The organism is Nonomuraea sp. LP-02 (assembly GCF_036289125.1).
GTDB classification, from domain to species: domain Bacteria; phylum Actinomycetota; class Actinomycetes; order Streptosporangiales; family Streptosporangiaceae; genus Nonomuraea; species Nonomuraea bangladeshensis.
Window position 1 is genome coordinate 7899477 of sequence record NZ_JAXCLK010000001.1, and the last position, 15275, is coordinate 7914751.

A 15275-nucleotide genomic window follows, 5' to 3' on the forward strand; every position below is an offset into this window, starting at 1 on the left:
AAGGCGTAGGTGTCGGCGTCGCGTGGCAGGGTGGGGTCATGTGCGGTAGATACGCCTCGGCGCGCAAGAAGCACGAGCTCCTGGAGGAGTTCCAGGTCGAGCTGGACGGCGAGCCCGACAAGGAGCTCGGCCCCGACTACAACGTCGCGCCCACCAAGAACGTCTACGCGATCATGGACCGGGTGCACGGCGAGGGCGATCGCGCGGTGCGGCAGCTCAGGGTCGTCAAATGGGGCCTGGTGCCGGCCTGGGCCAAGGACCCGTCGATCGGCTCGCGCATGATCAACGCCAGGATCGAGACGGTGGCGGAGAAGCCGTCCTACCGCCGGGCGTTCGCCAAGCGCAGGTGCCTGCTGCCGGCCGACGGCTACTTCGAATGGATGCCGGTCGAGGGCGAGAAGCGCAAGAAACAGCCCTACTACATTCATCCGGCCGACGGCGGGGTGCTGGCGATGGCCGGCCTGTACGAGTTCTGGAAGGACCCCTCGCGCGCCGACGACGACCCGCTCAAATGGCTCGTCACCTGCACCGTGATCACCACCGACGCCGAGGACCAGCTGGGCCGCATCCACGACAGGATGCCCATGATGATCGAGCGGGAGCGCTGGGCCGAATGGCTCGATCCCAAGCTCACCGACCCCGCCGAGGCCACCCGGCTGCTGGTGCCGGCCGAGCAGGGGCGGCTCACCGCGTACGCGGTGTCGACCGATGTCAACAACGTCAGAAACAATGGGCCCGACCTCATCAAACCTCTCCCCGAACAAGAGGAGACCGCCCTTTTCTGAAGGTGTAGGAAGTGCGGTAAATGGGCATCCGGTGAGGAAAGCGCGTGCATTCGTTTACTCGAGGTCACCGCCGCACATGCCCCTTTGACTGCACCGGGCGGAACAGCCGGGGAGTTCTCGCCACGGCTGCTTCCTTTCACCCGGAGGTGCGGATTCGTGGACGTCACGACCGCTCGTGAGCGGCTGGAAGACATGCTGGCCGAACTGGACCGTTCAATCGCCGTTCTGCAGGGAGACCCGGTCGCGGTGCGCGAGCACCACGCGGCCGACGCCGGCTCCGACCTGACCGACGCCGATCGTGCCCGCGCCATGCTGACCGTGGCGGGGACGCAGCGCGCCGCCGTCGTGCAGGCGCTCAAGCGCCTGGAGGAAGGCGTGTACGGCCGCTGCGTCGACTGCGCCAGACCGGTGCCCGAAGGCCGCCTGGAGGCGCGGCCGGAGGCCGCCAGATGCGTCGAGTGCCAGGGCAAGCGGGAGCGGCGCCGCTGAAGGAGGCTGCCCCAGCCCTGGGGGAGCGCCGCCGGCCACGAAGAACGGCGGTCACCCCCTGAGGGCGTCAGCCCTTCTTCCTCGCGCTGGCCACGAGGTGGATGCCCACGGTGTCGTCGTCGTCCGGGTGGGCCTCCAGCTCCGTGCGGACGAGCCAGGTCAGTGAGCGCGCGTCGGAGCCGAGCACGTGGTCGACCGTGGACGGCGACAGCACCGTGCGCGGCCGCACCCACTCCACCTCGAGGCCGGCGCCGATCAGCAGCTCGCGCAACTGCCCGCTGCTGAAGCAGCGCGTGATGCTGCCGTCGGGCCAGGGCACGAGCATGACCTCGCCGGTCTGCCGCAGGTGCTGCCACTGCTCCTGCTCGGCCAGGATCGCCATGCCGAGGACCAGCGAGTCGACGCACACCAGCGCCCGGCCGCCCGGCCGCAGCACCCGGGCGACGTCGCTCATGGCCGACTCCGCCATGAGCTCGATCGACATCACGCGCTCCTCGGCGAGCACCGCGTCCACGCTCGCGTCGGGGAGGAACGCCAGATCATCGGCGCGTATATGACGAACCCGGTCAGCGTCCCGCAACCGGGACTGCGCGTCCACGGTACGGCGGAAGTCCAGCAGTTCGATCACCTTGTGCCCGGCCCTCGCCGCCTGCCCGGACCAGCGCCCCCGGCCGCCGGACAGGTCGAGGATCACGGAGGGGTCGGCGGGAAGCCAGCGGTTGAGTTGTTCGGCGGCGACGGCGCGGTAGAACGTCCAGTACGGCCCGAGCGTCCCTGAGCCGTTGAGTTCCTCGGCCGGAATGGGCAGCACACGCGACTCCTGGGTGACGGAAAAAGGGCTACCAGCCGGTACGTATGACGTTCCCCGCACCGGGTCCTTCGTACCTTCTATCTTGCGGGAACAGACGGGGGCGCGGGGATGTTGCGACGAGCATGCTCACATTGGCAGCGCCCCTCCCCGATGCCAGGCCCGCCCTGGGCCAGCGGGTATCCTTCCCCGAGTACGGTGGCCCGCAGCAGCCGGCCACCGGTGATCTTAGGGGGGTGGGTCCGGTGCCCGCGACAGGCGCGGAGACGCTGGAGCAGCGGAGCGAGCGATTCGAACGCGACGTCATGCCGTATCTCGAACAGCTCTACAGCGCCGCGCTCCGGATGACCCGAAATCCCGCGGACGCGGAAGACCTCCTTCAGGAGACCTTCGCCAAGGCGTTCGCGTCGTTCCATCAGTTCCAGCAGGGCACCAACCTCAAGGCGTGGCTCTACCGGATCCTCACGAACACCTTCATCAACAGCTACCGCAAGAAGCAGCGCGAGCCCAAGCAGTCCGGCACCGAGGAGATCGAGGACTGGCAGCTCGCGCGGGCGGAGTCCCACACCTCGAGCGGCCTGAAGTCGGCCGAGGTCGAGGCGCTGGAGCACCTGCCCGACGGCGACATCAAGCAGGCCCTCGCGGCGTTGCCCGAGGAGTTCAGGATCGCGGTCTACCTGGCCGACGTCGAAGGCTTTCCCTACAAGGAGATCGCCGACATCATGGGCACTCCCATAGGCACCGTGATGTCGAGGCTGCACAGGGGGCGCAGGCAGCTGCGGGGACTCCTTGAGGACTACGCCCGCGAGCGCGGCCTGGTCCCGGCGGAGGAATCGAAATGAGCTGTGGCAACCCACATGACACGGACTGTCGCGAGGTGCTCGACAAGGTCTACGCCTATCTCGACGGCGAGCTGACCGAGCACGACGTCGTCGAGATCCGCGTGCACCTCGACGAGTGCAGCCCGTGTCTGAAGGAGTACGACCTCGACAAAGCGGTCAAGGCGCTCGTAGCCAAACATTGCGGCTGCGATCCCATCCCCGCAGACCTGCGCTCGAAAGTGCTGGACCGAATCGCACAGGTGAGAGCCGAGCTCGCCGACTAGGATGCTCCCCATGCGCGTGTTGGTCACCGGGGGTGCCGGGTTCATCGGATCGAACCTCGTCGATCGGCTGCTTGCCGACGGTCACGAGGTCCATGTCGTGGACGACCTGTCCTCCGGCAGCAGGGACAACCTGACCGGGGCGGCCGGGAGCGAGCGGTTCCGGCTGCACGTCCTCGACGTGCGCGAGCCGGCCCTGGTGGGCCTGGCCGCCGAGGTGCAGCCGGAGGTCATCTGCCACCTGGCCGCGCAGATCAGCGTGCGCAGGAGCGTCGCCGACCCGGTGCACGACGCCTCCGTCAACGTCGAGGGCACCGCCCGCGTCCTGGAGGCGGCGCACGAGGGCCGCGCACGCAAGGTGGTCTTCGCCTCGTCCGTGGCGGTCTACGGGCGGCCGGCCACCATCCCGGTGCCAGGTGACGCGCCGACCGATCCGCGCTCGCCGTACGCGGCCTCCAAGCTGAGCGGCGAGACCTACCTCGCCACCTTCCGCGCCCTGCACGGCATCGAGTACACCACGCTGGTGCTCTCCAACGTCTACGGCCCCCGCCAGTCGCCCGAGGGCGAGGCCGGCGTCGTGTCGATCTTCACCGACGCCCTGCTCAACGGCACGCCGACGGTCGTCTTCGGCGACGGCACGCAGACCCGCGACTACGTCTTCGTCGAGGACGTCGTGGACGGCTTCGCCCGCGCCTGCGGCCAGCGTGGCGACGGCCGCAGGTTCAACCTCGGCACGGGCATCCAGACCACCGACCGCCGCCTGCACTCGCTGATCGCCGACGCCGCCGGCGCGCCCGACAAGCCGGGCTTCGCCCCCGCGCGGCTCGGCGACCTGCCCGCCATGGCCGTCGACCCGGTGCCCGCCCAGGTCGGGCTCGGCTGGGAGCCGCGCACCGACCTCGCGACCGGCATCAAGCAGACCGTCGAGTGGGCGCGCGCGCATCGCCGCATGTAGTGGCTTGATTACGCTTTGCTTGCGATTCTCCGGCCCGCCGGTGTGGCCGCGTCGTCTTCTGTAGCGTTGAATCCCAGAAGTCGACGTGGAGGCATCGCATGGTGAAGGTGACGGTCGCCCGGACGCCTGCGCGGGCCGGTGGCGTGACGCCTCCAGGCGTGTCCTGGACCTGACGACGCCGGAGGGGAGCCGCATGCGTGACCTGCCGTGGCCCGCGAGGGTCTACCTGGTCGCCGTCATCGGCGCGGCGGCCGCGCTCATCGCCCGCGCCGCGGTCGTCTCCGGCGCGCCCGTGGCCACCGAGGACCTCGACGTCCTGTTGGTGCTCGCGCTGTTGTTCCTCGTCTGCGAGTCGATGCCCACGCTGCTCAACGTGGAGCAGTTCGCGGTGTCGGTCAGCTTCTCCGCCTCGCTCGCGGCCGTGGTGCTCATCGGCCCCGAGGGCGCGGCCCTGGTGGGGCTGACCGCGGTGCTGAGCGTCCGGCCGGGGCTGCCGCTGATCAAACGCCTCTTCAACGGCGCGCAGTTCGCCATCTGCGGCTACGCGGCCGGGGAGGTCTACCTCGCGCTCGACGGGCGGGTGGGCGTCCCCCAGGTCAACGCCTTCGACGAGCTCATCGGGCCCTACGCCGCGGCCACCGCCGTCTACGTGCCGCTCAACATCGTGCTCACGCTCACCATGATCGCGCTGGCCACTGGGGTGCGGGACACCGAGGTGCCGATGCGGGGCATGGCCCAGTTCCTGCTGTCCTATCTGGGTTACGGCACGTTCGGGCTGCTCGTGGCCGGGCTCTGGGCGACCGTGCAGTCGATCTCGGCGGTGCTGGTGCTGCTGCCGCTGTTCGTGGCGCGGTGGGCGTTCGGGCAGTATCACGCGCAGCAGCGCTCGTACGACGCCACCATCGCCGCCCTGTGCCAGGCCGTGGAGACCAAGGACTACTACACGCGGGGCCACTGCACGCGCGTCTCGAAGGCCTCCTCGATGATCGCGCAGGAGATCGGCATGGGCCTGGAGCGGGTGCGGGCGATCCGCTACGCCGGCATGCTCCACGACGTCGGCAAGCTCGGCGTGCCCACCAAGGTGCTGCAGAAGGACGGGCCGCTCACCGAGGAGGAGTTCGCCGCGATCCAGCTCCACCCGATGCGCGGCCTGGAGATCGTCCGGGGCATCGGCTTCCTCGACGAGGCCTACGCCGGCATCATGCACCACCACGAGAAGCACGACGGCACCGGCTACCCGATGGGCCTCGCGGGCGACGAGATCCCCGAGTTCGCCAAGGTCATCGCGGTCGCCGACGCGTTCGACTCGATGACCTCCGACCGCTCCTACCGCGGGGCGCGGCCGGTGCCCGTCGCCGTCGAGGAGCTGCGCAAGAGCGCGGGCACCCACTTCGACCCCGTCATGGTCGACGCCTTCATCCGGGCGCTCGAACGCGAGCCGTGGCAGCCGCCGCGCCGGGTCGACCCGCCGCCGCCCGAGGCCGTCGCCACGCCCATCAAGGACCACGACGACCCCACCACACCCATCCAGGTCGTGACCGGATCATGATCGCCACCGGACGTGTCGCACGGACCACGGGACGCTCGTTCAGCACCGTCCTGCGCAGGCTCGACTCGGGCCAGTTGCTGCTCATCTGCGCGGCCGGCCTGGTCGCAGTGGCGGGCGTGGCCCACACCGCCACCGTCGGGCTCGACCGGCCGGAGATCGCCGTCGGGTTCGGCGCGCTGATCGCGGTCGGCGAGCTGGCCAGGCTCACCATGCCGGGCAACCGGGAGGTCGCGCCCATCGGGGCCGCGGCCGCGCTCGGCTACACCCTGCTGCTCGACCTCAGCCAGAACCCGCTGACCCACTCCGCGCTGCAGGTCGTGGCGGTGATCGCGGTCGGCATGGCGGCGGGTGCCGCGCCCCATCTGGCCGTGGGCCGCCCGCCCCGGCTGGACGCGATGGCCCGCAGGCTCCTCACCGGCGCGCTGCTGGCCTTCGCCTTCCGCCCGCTGGCCGATCCGCTCCGCCGGATGACCGAGCCGCCCACCAGCACCTGGTGGCCGGCGCTCGCCGTGATGGTCACCCTCATCGCCGTCAACCTGCTGGTCGACGTGCTGATCGCCGCCTGGCTGCGGGCCGAGCAGGTGCGCACCGCGTTCCGGGTGGCGGTGCGCGACGAGCTCAACATGGCCTTCCCGCTCGGCGCCGCCGTGGCCGCCTCCGGCGTGCTGCTGGCGCTCGCCACCCACAGCATGGACCTCGTCGCGCTGCTGGTGTTCGCCGCGCCGCTGCTGGTCACGCAGGTGGCCTTCCGTAAATACGCCGGCATCCGGGCGACCTACCTGCAGACCGTGCGCGCGCTGTCGCGGGTCACCGAGGTCGGGGGCTACGTCGAGCCCGGTCACTCGCGCCGGGTGAGCCGCCTCGCCGTGGCCGTCGGCAGGGAGCTGGGCATGTCCGAGCCCGAGCTGCTGGAGCTGGAGTACGCGGCCCTGATGCACGACATCGGGCAGCTCTCGCTGCGCGATCCGATCCCCGGCGGCGCGACCGTGCTCACCGAGCCCGAGCAGGCCCGCCGCATCGCCGAGCTGGGCGCCGAGGTCATCAGGCAGACCGGCGTGCTCGACCGGGTGGCCGAGGTGGTCCGGCGGCAGTGCGACCCGATCTCCGCCGACCCGCCGCTGTCCAGCCGGATCATCAAGGTCGCCAACGCCTACGACGACCTGGTGGGCCCCTCGACCGACCGCGACCGGGCGGGCGCGGCGCTGGAGCGCGTCCGCTGCGCGCCGGGCGGCGCGTACGACCCGCACGCGCTGGAGGCGCTGGCCCGGGTGATCGACCGGGGCCGGCTCTGACGACCCCATTGTGGGGTTCCTACAGATCGGCTCCACCGGATCGGTGGTTTCGGGCGAAAGGGGAAAAGCCGCCCGCGGCCATAGGGTAATCCGCGTGCTGACTGAGACGTTCGGACCCGTTCTGATCGCCAACCGAGGGGAGATCGCGCGCCGGATCATCCGCACGGTCAAACGGATGGGCCTGCGGGCCATCGCCGTGCACTCGGAGGCCGACGCCGACCTGCCGTTCGTACGGGAGGCCGACGAAGCCGTGCTGCTCGGCCCCGCCAACCCCGCGCAGAGCTACCTCGACGTCGCCAAGGTGCTGGAGGCGGCCCGCGCCACCGGAGCGCGGGCGATCCACCCCGGCTACGGGTTCCTCTCGGAGAACGCCGCCTTCGCCCGCGCCGTGGTCGCGGCCGGGATGACCTGGATCGGGCCGTCGCCCGAGGCCATCGACCGCATGGGCGACAAGATCAACGCCAGGAACCTCATGGAGGCCGCCGGCGTGCCGGTCGCCGCGGGCACCCGCGAGCCGGTCACCGACCTGTCGCTCGCGCTGCGGGCCGCCGAGCGCATCGGCTACCCCGTCATGGTCAAGACCGCGGGCGGCGGCGGTGGCATCGGCATGAGCGTGGCGCACGACGACGAGGCGCTGGCCAAGGCGTACGAGCAGGCGGCGCGGGCGGCGTCCAGGTTCGCCGGCGACGCGCTCGACGGCCCCGCGGTGCTGATCGAGCGCTACATCGAGCGGGCCCGCCACGTCGAGGTGCAGATCCTCGGCCTGCCCGACGGCCGGGTGCTGGCGCTCGGCGAGCGCGACTGCTCGGTGCAGCGCCGCCACCAGAAGGTCGTCGAGGAGTCGCCGTCCCCCGGCATCACCCCCGAGCTGCGCGAGCGCATGCTGGCCGCCGCGGTGCGGGCCGGCGAGGCGGTCGGCTATCTCGGCGCGGGCACGGTCGAGTGCCTGGTGGACGCCGACCAGCAGGACTTCGTGTTCCTGGAGATGAACACGAGGCTCCAGGTGGAGCACCCGGTCACCGAGCTGGTCACCGGCCTCGACCTGGTCGAGCTGCAACTGCGGGTGGCGGCGGGCGAGAGCCCCGACCTCGACGTACGGCCCCGCGGGCACGCGATCGAGTTCCGCGTCTACGCCGAGGACCCCAAACGCTTCTTCCCCGGCCCCGGCGTCATCACGACCTGGGACGAGCCGGTCGGCGACGGCGTACGGGTCGACTCGGGCTACGAGTCGGGCAACACCGTCACGCCGTTCTACGACCCGCTCATGGCCAAGCTGTGCGTGTTCGGCGAGGACCGCGCCGACGCCCTGGCCAAGGGGCGCAAGGCGGTCGAGGCGTTCGCGATCGCGGGTCCCAAGAACAACCTGCCGTTCTGCGCCGAGCTGCTGGACGACGACGCGTTCGTGACCGGCGACTACGACACCGCGCTCGTCGCGCGGATGCGCGGCGGACGGGCCTAGAGTGAACACATTGACGAAAGAGGGGAGCCCCGGTGGCTGAGGTACGCGCTGAGATGGTGGCCAATGTCTGGAAGGTCCTCGTGAGCGAGGGCGACACCGTCTCGGACGGCGACACGCTGGTCATCCTGGAGTCCATGAAGATGGAGATCCCGGTGCTCGCCGAGGACGACGGCGTGGTCGCGCAGCTCAAGGTCGCCGAGGGCGACGTGATCCAGGAAGGCGACCTCATCGCCGTCATCGACTAGCCGCCCGACTGCCGCCCGGTCAGCCGAGGCGGCGCTGCGCGCCCGCGAGGAACTTGTGCCGGTCGACGACGACGCGTTCGATCGTCCCCTGGCCCACGACGCCGCGCTTGTCGTGGGCCTCGAAGGCGAAGACCAGCCGGCGGCCGTCCACCTCGGTCAGCTCGACGCCGATCTGCACGTGGGTGCCGAGCGGGCTGGCCGCCAGATGTTCGAGCGCCACCCGGGTGCCGACGGAGGTCTCGCCGGGCGCCAGGTGCTTCTCGACCGCCTGTACGGTCGCGGCCTCGGCCAGCGCGAGCAGGCGCGGCGTGGCCAGCACGGGCACATCGCCGCTGCCGGCCCGCTTCGCGGTGTCCGACATCTCGACCATGATGAGCAGTTGAGAGCGGAGACCAGGAGCGAGCGTCATGGGGTCAGCCTAGCGATAGGGATGCCGACTTCCCGGAAACGCGGACAAGTGCCACCACAAGGCCCCAGGATATGGTTTGTACGGCTTAAGACATTTGAGTGGCATGTGGGTCAGGTGAGTCGTACACTCTCTGAGTTCCGTGACCACTGTGTTACCTCGCCGCGACACAAGTTCGCTTTGTTGGGAACCCGCGGGGGCGAGAGGTTACAGAGGTAGGAGGGTAGCGGGGGAATCATGGTGGCCCAAGGAACCACACTGGCGGGGCGGTATCGCTTGGATACCCGCATCGGCGCCGGTGGCATGGGCGAGGTGTGGCGGGGTGAGGACACCGTCCTCGCCCGCACCGTCGCCGTCAAGGTGCTGCTTCCGGGCCGCATGCAGGACCCCGGCTTCGTCGCTCGCTTTCAGGGGGAAGCGCGAGCGATGGCCACGATCAACCACTCCGGCGTCGTCGACGTCTACGACTACGGAGTGAGCGGCGACACCGTTTATTTGGTGATGAAGTTCGTCGACGGCGAGCCGCTCGACCGGCTGCTGGCCCGGCTGGGCCGCATCCCGCCACAGGCGGCCATGGAGCTCATCGCGCAGGCGGCCTCCGCCCTGCAGGCCGTCCACGACCAGGGCATCGTGCACCGCGACGTCAAGCCGGGCAACCTGCTCGTGCAGCGCGACGGCACGCTCGTGCTCACCGACTTCGGCATCGCCCGCTCCGACCTCGCCAACCGGCTCACCGACGCCGGCATGGTACTGGGCACGGCCGCCTACTGCGCGCCCGAGCAGGCCGAGGGCGCGCCCGTCACACCCGCCGTGGACATCTACGCGCTCGGCGTGGTCGCCTACGAGTGCCTGGTGGGGCAGCGGCCGTTCGACGGTGACAGCGCGGTCACGATCGCGCTCAAGCACATCCGCGAGGCGCCGCCGCCGCTGCCGGCCGACATCCCGCAGCCGGTGCGCGCCCTGGTCGAGATCGCGCTGTCGAAGGACCCGGCCCGGCGCTTCCCGTCCGCCAGGGCCATGAGCGACGCGGCCAGGGCCGCCGGCAGCGGACAGGCCCCGGCTCTTCCCGAGCCGTCACCCGGCCAGGCGCCCGTCACCGGCGCCACCATGGCGCCTCCGCCGGACTACCCGCAGCGCCAGCAGCAGACCGGGCACTACGAGCAGGGCGGCCCCTACGCCGAGACCGGGCACTACGAGCAGTACAAGACCGGCGCCCAGCTGCCGGCGCAGGAGCAGACCACGGTCGCCGAGCGGCGCGGCGGGCGGCGGGCCGCCAAGGCGCCGCGCCGGGGCGGGCTGGTCGCGGCCATCGCCGCCGTGGTGGTGCTCGGCGCGGGCGCGACGGCGGTCGCGCTCACCGGCATGACCACCGACCCGCCGCAGCCCACGCCCACCCACATGGACGGCGCCGAGTCGCCCACGCCGACGGTGACCAAGCCGCGCAAGCCCAAGAAGACCATCTCGCCCACCCCCAGGACGGTCACCACCCGGCCGCAGGCGGTGGAGACCTCGGAGGAGCCCACCCCGACCCCCACGCCGACTCCGACGCCCACCCCGACCCCCTCGAAGACCCCCTCCAGCTCGCCGTCGCCCACGGTGAAGAAGGCGGAGGTGCCCAAGATCGTCGGCATGCGCTACCAGGACGCGCAGGCGGCGGTCGCGGACGCCGGGTTCGACGCGTACGTCACCAACAACACGGTGACCACGGACGGTCTGCGCTGCGGCAAGATCTCCGTCCAGTCACCGAAGGGCGGGACGATGCTCGAAGTGGGCAAGGTGGTCAAGATGGTCGTCATCGACGGCGACTGCACGTCGCCGAGCCCGACGGCCAGCCCGACCACCTCTTAGCGGCGCTCAGACCCCCGTGGTGTTGCGGGGGTAGGCGATCTGCGGGTCGGTGGCGATGTTCACCATGTAGGGGATGCCGGAGTCGAACGCCCTGCGCAGCGCCGGGCCGATCTCCGACGGGTCGGTGACCAGCTCGCCGCCACCGCCGAGCGCGGTGACCACCTGGTCGTAGCGGCAGTTGGGCTGCAGCTCGGCGGCCACGTCGTAGCCGTACAGCAGCTGCATGGGGTGCTTCTCCAGGCCCCAGATGCCGTTGTTGCCGCAGATCATGACGACCGGGAGGCGATGGCGGACGAGCGTGTCGACGTCCATCAGCGAGAAGCCGGCCGCGCCGTCGCCGAGCAGCAGCACCACCTGCGAGGACGGGCGGGCCAGGCGGGCCGCGATGGAGTAGCCGAGGCCGGTGCCGAGGCAGCCGTACGGGCCCGGGTCGAGCCAGTTGCCGGGGCGGCGCGGCTCGACGTACTTGCCGGCGTAGGAGACGAAGTCGCCGCCGTCGCCGATGACCACGGCGTCGTCGTCCAGGACCCGGTTGAGCTCGCCGTAGATGCGCATGGGGTGGATCGGGTCGGCGTCGGCGGCCAGCAGCTCGGCGTCGCCCGCGATGGCCGCAGCGGCCGCCTCGGAGAGCTTGGAGACCCAGGAGGCGTACGCGTCCGGCTTGACCCCGGCGTCGCCGCAGGCCGCGCCGAGGCCCCAGAACACCACCGACAGGTCGCCGGCGGCCGAGGCGGTCGGCTGCATGTGCGTGGCGAGCTGCGACGGCGCGTCGGCGATGTGCACGACCCTGGCCAGCGGGGCGCCGTCCTTGCCGCCGAACCAGCCGTAGCCGAGCCGGAAGTCGAGCGGCGTGCCGATCACGACCACCAGGTCGGCCTGGGCGAAGGCGAGCCCGCGGGCGCGCGTGACGAGCAGCTCGTGGCCCGCGGGCAGGATGCCGCGGCCCTGGCCGTTCGGGATGACCGGCAGCCGCCAGGTCTCGGCGAAGTCGCGGGCGGCCTCCTCGGCACGGTCCATCCACACGTCGGAGCCGTAGACCAGCACCGGACGCTCGGCCTCGGCCAGCAGCCGGGCGATGGCGGTCAGGTCGTCGGGGTTCGGCTCCAGCGGCGACGGCGTCTGCGTCTCCACCGCGTGCGGCTCGGAGGGGGCGAACAGGTGGTCCATGTAGAAGTCGAGGAAGACCGGGCCGCGGTGCGGCGCGACCGCCGTGCGGAAGGCCATCTCGACGTCCTGGCCGACCGAGTCGGCCCCGCTCGCGGTGAACGACAGCTTCGTGATCGGGTCGAGCAGCGGCGGGTGGTCCATCTCCTGCAGCGCGCCGCTGCCCCAGCGGGACTGGGGCGCCCGGCCGCCGAGCACGACCACCGGCGAGCCGTTGAAGTGCGCGGTGGCGACCCCGCTGACGCCGTTGGTGATGCCGGGACCGGCGGTCAGCACGGCGAGGCCCGGCTTCCTCGTCAGCCGGGCGGTCGCCTCGGCGGCGAACACGGCGCTCTGCTCGTGGCGTACGTCGAGGATGCGCATGCCCTCGTGCACCGCGCCGTCGTAGAGCGGGAAGACGTGCCCTCCCGACAGGGTGAACATGGTCTCGGCCCCATAGGCCTTGGACACGGCGACGGCCACGTCACCGGCATGCTTCGCAGACTCCATGCCGGGAACTTACCAACGAGTCACACTCGTAAACAGACCTTCACCGGCAGCACACCGACACCGAGCCCGCGAGGGTGCTGACCTCGATCTTTCGCGGCGAGGCTGTGTCCCTTTCGATGTTGAGTGTGACGTTCGTGCCGAAGGTCGTCACGGCGTACGGGGCGGGCGGGACGACGACGGAGATGTCGCCCCTGGTGCGCACCACGGCCCGCAGGGAGGTCGGCCGGCCGGTGAACGCCACCCGCACCTCGCCCGCGCCCGTCTCCAGGTCGGCGGACTCGCCGCCGAGCCGGCCGGCGTCGATGTCGCCGCTGCCGGTCCGCGCCCACACCGGCCCGGCGACCTCGTCGAGCCGTACGGCGCCCGAGACCGAGGTCAGCCGCAGGCTGCCGAACAGGCTGTGCACGGCGAGCTCCCCGGCGGTCGTCCCCGCCACCACGTCGGTCTCCGGCGGCACGAAGACCGTGTAGTCCGCCTGGCAGTGCGAGCCGTCCGGCTGGCCCGAGCCGGGGCAGTCGGTGCCCAGCAGCAGCGTGGCGGCGGCGGGGTCCCAGTTCTCCGACACCTTCGGCCGTTCCTTGGACCAGCTCAGCGACCGGTTGATCACCAGCTCGCCGGCCCGGCCGGGCATGATGAACAGGTTGATCGGCGTGGCCGTCGCCTTGATCTCCACCGTGTCGCCGTCGAACGGGATCGACCGCAGGTCGGTGACGACCGGCTCGCGGGCGCGGGCGAAGGCGGTCCAGAGCGCCGCCGTGGACCAGAGGAGCGCGAGCACGGTCGCCATCGCGCCGGCGGTCAGCCAGAGTGCTCTCACGGCGAGCTCCTGATCTTCAAGAACTGGAGCACGGCCAGCACCCGCCGGTGGTCGCCCTCGGCGGGGGACAGGTCGAGCTTGGTGAAGATGTTGCCGATGTGCTTGCCGACCGCGCCCTCGCTGAGCACCAGCGCCTGGCCGATGCCGGCGTTCGAGCGGCCCTCGGCCATGAGCTGGAGCACCTCGTGCTCGCGGGGCGTCAGGCGTTCCAGGGGGTGGCTGTCGCCGCGCACGATGAGCTGCGCGACCACCTCGGGGTCGAGCGCGGTGCCGCCGGAGGCCACGCGGCGCAGCGCGTCGATGAACTCGGTCACGTCCGCCACCCGGTCCTTCAGCAGGTAGCCGACGCCGCCGTTCGCGGCCGAGGCGAGGAGCTGGGCGGCGTAGCGCTCCTCGACGTACTGGGAGAGCACCAGGACCGGCAGGCCCGGCTGCTGGCGGCGCAGCACGAGCGCGGCCCGCAGGCCCTCGTCGGTGTGCGTGGGCGGCATCCGCACGTCGGTGATGACCAGGTCGGGACGGTGCTCCTCGGCCGCCCGCAGCAGCCCCTCGGCCTCGTCCACGGCCGCCACGACCGCCATGCCGGCGGCGTCGAGCAGCCGGATCAGCCCCTCGCGCAGCAGTACGGAGTCCTCGGCCAGCACTACGCGCACGGCAGGTCCACCTCGATCGTGGTCGGGCCGCCGAGCGGGCTGGACAGCCGGAGCGAGCCGTCCACGGCGTCGACCCGCTGGGCCAGGCCGCGCAGGCCCGTGCCGCCGTCCATGCGGGCGCCGCCGCAGCCGTCGTCGTGGACGAGCACGTGCAGGCGGTCGCGCTCGCGCCGCACGCTCACCTCGGCCCTCGTGGCCGCGGCGTGCTTGGCGATGTTGGTGAGTGCTTCGGACACGATGAAGAAGGCCACCGCCTCGATGGTCGGGGTGACGCGCCGCTCGATGTCGACGCGGAGCTTGACAGGAAAGGGGGCGCGGGCGGCGACGCCGGACAGCGCCGCGTCCAGCCCCTGGTCGTTGAGCACGGCGGGGTGCAGGCCGCGGACGAAGTCCCGCAGCTCCTTCAGCGCCTGCTTGGCCTCCTCGTGGGCCTGTGCGATGGCCTCGCGGGCCGGATCCGGCAGGTCGGTGAGTGTGGCGCGGGCCAGCCCCAGGTTCATGGCCAGCGACACCAGGCGCTGCTGGGCGCCGTCGTGCAGGTCCCGCTCGATTCTGCGGCGCTCGGCGTCGGCGGCGTCGATCACGCCCGCCCGGCTCTCGGTCAGCGTCTCGATCCGCTGCCCGAGCTCCGAACGGCTCGGGCCGAGCAGCGTACGGGCCACGAACAGGTCCAGCGCCGCCATCCCGCGCGCCAGCACCGGCGCGAGCAGCAGCAGCGCGAGCCCGACGGCCATGAAGACCGCCACCACCCGTCCGTCGCGCAGGTTGAACTCGAACTGCAGCGGCGGCCGCTCGATCTTGTCCGGCAGGAACGCCAGCAGCCCCACCACGGCCCCGCCCCAGGCGAACGCCACCAGGACCGCGGCGGCCAGCCCCACGACCGGCGACAGCAGGTGGTAGCCGATCTGCCGCCACGTGGCCGCGCTCCGCAGGTTGCTCGGCGTGTGCACGGGCGGGATGCGCGCCCCGAGGAACGCCTCGAACCGGGAGCGCTGCAGCCGCGTGAACAGCGGCAGGCCGCCTCGCAGCACGGGCGGCACGGCGATCGCGACCAGCGTCGAGCCGGCCAGCATCACGGCGACCGGCAGGCCGATCATCACGTGCGCCGTGTCCAGCCAGGCGCGCGCCGACCACGGGCGGGGGACCTTCATGGCGTCAACGGTATTGACCGGGGGGAAGGACGCGAAATGGGTTTGGTGTGCCGTTCGACGGTG

General features: G+C 71.5%; 16 protein-coding genes. 10 read left to right on the plus strand and 6 right to left on the minus strand.

Annotation, left to right across the window (positions count from 1 at the left end; all coding sequences use genetic code 11):
* Positions 1-38: 38 nt before the first annotated feature.
* A complete protein-coding gene (locus SMD20_RS37095) occupies positions 39-785 on the plus strand; it encodes an SOS response-associated peptidase (protein ID WP_329590209.1) in 747 nt (248 codons plus the stop codon).
* A 156-nt stretch (positions 786-941) separates the two neighbouring features.
* Positions 942-1274, plus strand: coding sequence for a TraR/DksA family transcriptional regulator (locus SMD20_RS37100; RefSeq protein WP_329590211.1), 333 nt, complete (start codon positions 942-944; stop codon positions 1272-1274).
* A 67-nt stretch (positions 1275-1341) separates the two neighbouring features.
* On the opposite strand, the gene SMD20_RS37105 is transcribed toward SMD20_RS37100, so the two are convergent.
* Positions 1342-2085 (minus strand): class I SAM-dependent methyltransferase, encoded by a 744-nt coding sequence (locus SMD20_RS37105; RefSeq protein WP_329590213.1) that lies wholly within the window; start codon positions 2083-2085, stop codon positions 1342-1344.
* Positions 2086-2318: 233 nt separating this feature from the next.
* On the opposite strand from SMD20_RS37105, the gene SMD20_RS37110 reads away from it, so the two are divergent.
* From SMD20_RS37110 to SMD20_RS37140, 7 genes are all read left to right on the plus strand, one after another.
* Entirely contained in the window at positions 2319-2924 is a 606-nt protein-coding gene (locus tag SMD20_RS37110) for a sigma-70 family RNA polymerase sigma factor (protein ID WP_329592803.1), read from the plus strand.
* Positions 2921-3187 carry a mycothiol system anti-sigma-R factor gene (gene rsrA / locus SMD20_RS37115; RefSeq protein WP_329590215.1) on the plus strand — a complete coding sequence of 89 codons (267 nt, stop codon included), beginning with the start codon at positions 2921-2923 and terminating at the stop codon, positions 3185-3187. Before SMD20_RS37110 ends, rsrA begins: the two co-directional genes overlap by 4 nt.
* 10 nt (positions 3188-3197) lie before the next feature.
* Complete coding sequence (locus SMD20_RS37120) at positions 3198-4139, plus strand: NAD-dependent epimerase/dehydratase family protein (RefSeq protein WP_329590217.1); 942 nt, start codon at positions 3198-3200, stop codon at positions 4137-4139.
* A gap of 193 nt (positions 4140-4332) precedes the next feature.
* Positions 4333-5688 (plus strand): HD-GYP domain-containing protein, encoded by a 1356-nt coding sequence (locus tag SMD20_RS37125; protein WP_329590220.1) that lies wholly within the window; start codon positions 4333-4335, stop codon positions 5686-5688.
* Positions 5685-6980 carry an HD-GYP domain-containing protein gene (locus SMD20_RS37130; RefSeq protein ID WP_329590222.1) on the plus strand — a complete coding sequence of 432 codons (1296 nt, stop codon included), beginning with the start codon at positions 5685-5687 and terminating at the stop codon, positions 6978-6980. Before SMD20_RS37125 ends, SMD20_RS37130 begins: the two co-directional genes overlap by 4 nt.
* A gap of 94 nt (positions 6981-7074) precedes the next feature.
* Positions 7075-8439 carry an acetyl-CoA carboxylase biotin carboxylase subunit gene (locus SMD20_RS37135; protein ID WP_329590224.1) on the plus strand — a complete coding sequence of 455 codons (1365 nt, stop codon included), beginning with the start codon at positions 7075-7077 and terminating at the stop codon, positions 8437-8439.
* A gap of 32 nt (positions 8440-8471) precedes the next feature.
* On the plus strand, positions 8472-8684 hold the full coding sequence (locus SMD20_RS37140) for a biotin/lipoyl-binding carrier protein (RefSeq protein WP_329590226.1): 213 nt from the start codon (positions 8472-8474) through the stop codon (positions 8682-8684).
* 19 nt (positions 8685-8703) lie between these two features.
* Here the strand turns inward: SMD20_RS37140 and SMD20_RS37145 are convergent, their stop codons facing one another.
* Positions 8704-9093 (minus strand): thioesterase family protein, encoded by a 390-nt coding sequence (locus tag SMD20_RS37145; RefSeq protein WP_329590228.1) that lies wholly within the window; start codon positions 9091-9093, stop codon positions 8704-8706.
* A gap of 273 nt (positions 9094-9366) precedes the next feature.
* Between SMD20_RS37145 and SMD20_RS37150 the strand changes: the two genes are divergently transcribed.
* Positions 9367-10938, plus strand: coding sequence for a serine/threonine-protein kinase (locus SMD20_RS37150; RefSeq protein WP_329590230.1), 1572 nt, complete (start codon positions 9367-9369; stop codon positions 10936-10938).
* A 6-nt stretch (positions 10939-10944) separates the two neighbouring features.
* Here SMD20_RS37150 and SMD20_RS37155 read toward each other — a convergent pair whose 3' ends face one another.
* From SMD20_RS37155 to SMD20_RS37170, 4 genes are read right to left on the minus strand one after another with little or no spacing between them, the layout of a single operon-like run.
* Positions 10945-12591, minus strand: a complete 1647-nt coding sequence (locus SMD20_RS37155; RefSeq protein ID WP_329590232.1) for an acetolactate synthase — start codon at positions 12589-12591, stop codon at positions 10945-10947.
* Positions 12592-12631: 40 nt separating this feature from the next.
* The gene (locus SMD20_RS37160) at positions 12632-13408 is read right to left on the minus strand and encodes a hypothetical protein (RefSeq protein ID WP_329590235.1); all 777 of its coding nucleotides are present in this window, start codon (positions 13406-13408) and stop codon (positions 12632-12634) included.
* Positions 13405-14061 carry a response regulator transcription factor gene (locus SMD20_RS37165; RefSeq protein WP_329590237.1) on the minus strand — a complete coding sequence of 219 codons (657 nt, stop codon included), beginning with the start codon at positions 14059-14061 and terminating at the stop codon, positions 13405-13407. Before SMD20_RS37165 ends, SMD20_RS37160 begins: the two co-directional genes overlap by 4 nt.
* Entirely contained in the window at positions 14052-15212 is a 1161-nt protein-coding gene (locus SMD20_RS37170; protein ID WP_329590239.1) for a sensor histidine kinase, read from the minus strand. Before SMD20_RS37170 ends, SMD20_RS37165 begins: the two co-directional genes overlap by 10 nt.
* Between the last annotated feature and the right edge of the window lie 63 nt (positions 15213-15275).

Excerpts from the sequence above, each read along its gene's own strand:
- SMD20_RS37130 (WP_329590222.1), top strand. The coding sequence starts at position 5,685 with ATGATCGCCACCGGACGTGTCGCACGGACCACGGGACGCTCGTTCAGC.
- SMD20_RS37145 (WP_329590228.1), bottom strand. The coding sequence starts at position 9,093 with ATGACGCTCGCTCCTGGTCTCCGCTCTCAACTGCTCATCATGGTCGAG.
- SMD20_RS37095 (WP_329590209.1), top strand. The coding sequence starts at position 39 with ATGTGCGGTAGATACGCCTCGGCGCGCAAGAAGCACGAGCTCCTGGAG.
- rsrA (WP_329590215.1), top strand. The coding sequence starts at position 2,921 with ATGAGCTGTGGCAACCCACATGACACGGACTGTCGCGAGGTGCTCGAC.
- SMD20_RS37155 (WP_329590232.1), bottom strand. The coding sequence starts at position 12,591 with ATGGAGTCTGCGAAGCATGCCGGTGACGTGGCCGTCGCCGTGTCCAAG.
- SMD20_RS37120 (WP_329590217.1), top strand. The coding sequence starts at position 3,198 with ATGCGCGTGTTGGTCACCGGGGGTGCCGGGTTCATCGGATCGAACCTC.
- SMD20_RS37125 (WP_329590220.1), top strand. The coding sequence starts at position 4,333 with ATGCGTGACCTGCCGTGGCCCGCGAGGGTCTACCTGGTCGCCGTCATC.
- SMD20_RS37170 (WP_329590239.1), bottom strand. The coding sequence starts at position 15,212 with ATGAAGGTCCCCCGCCCGTGGTCGGCGCGCGCCTGGCTGGACACGGCG.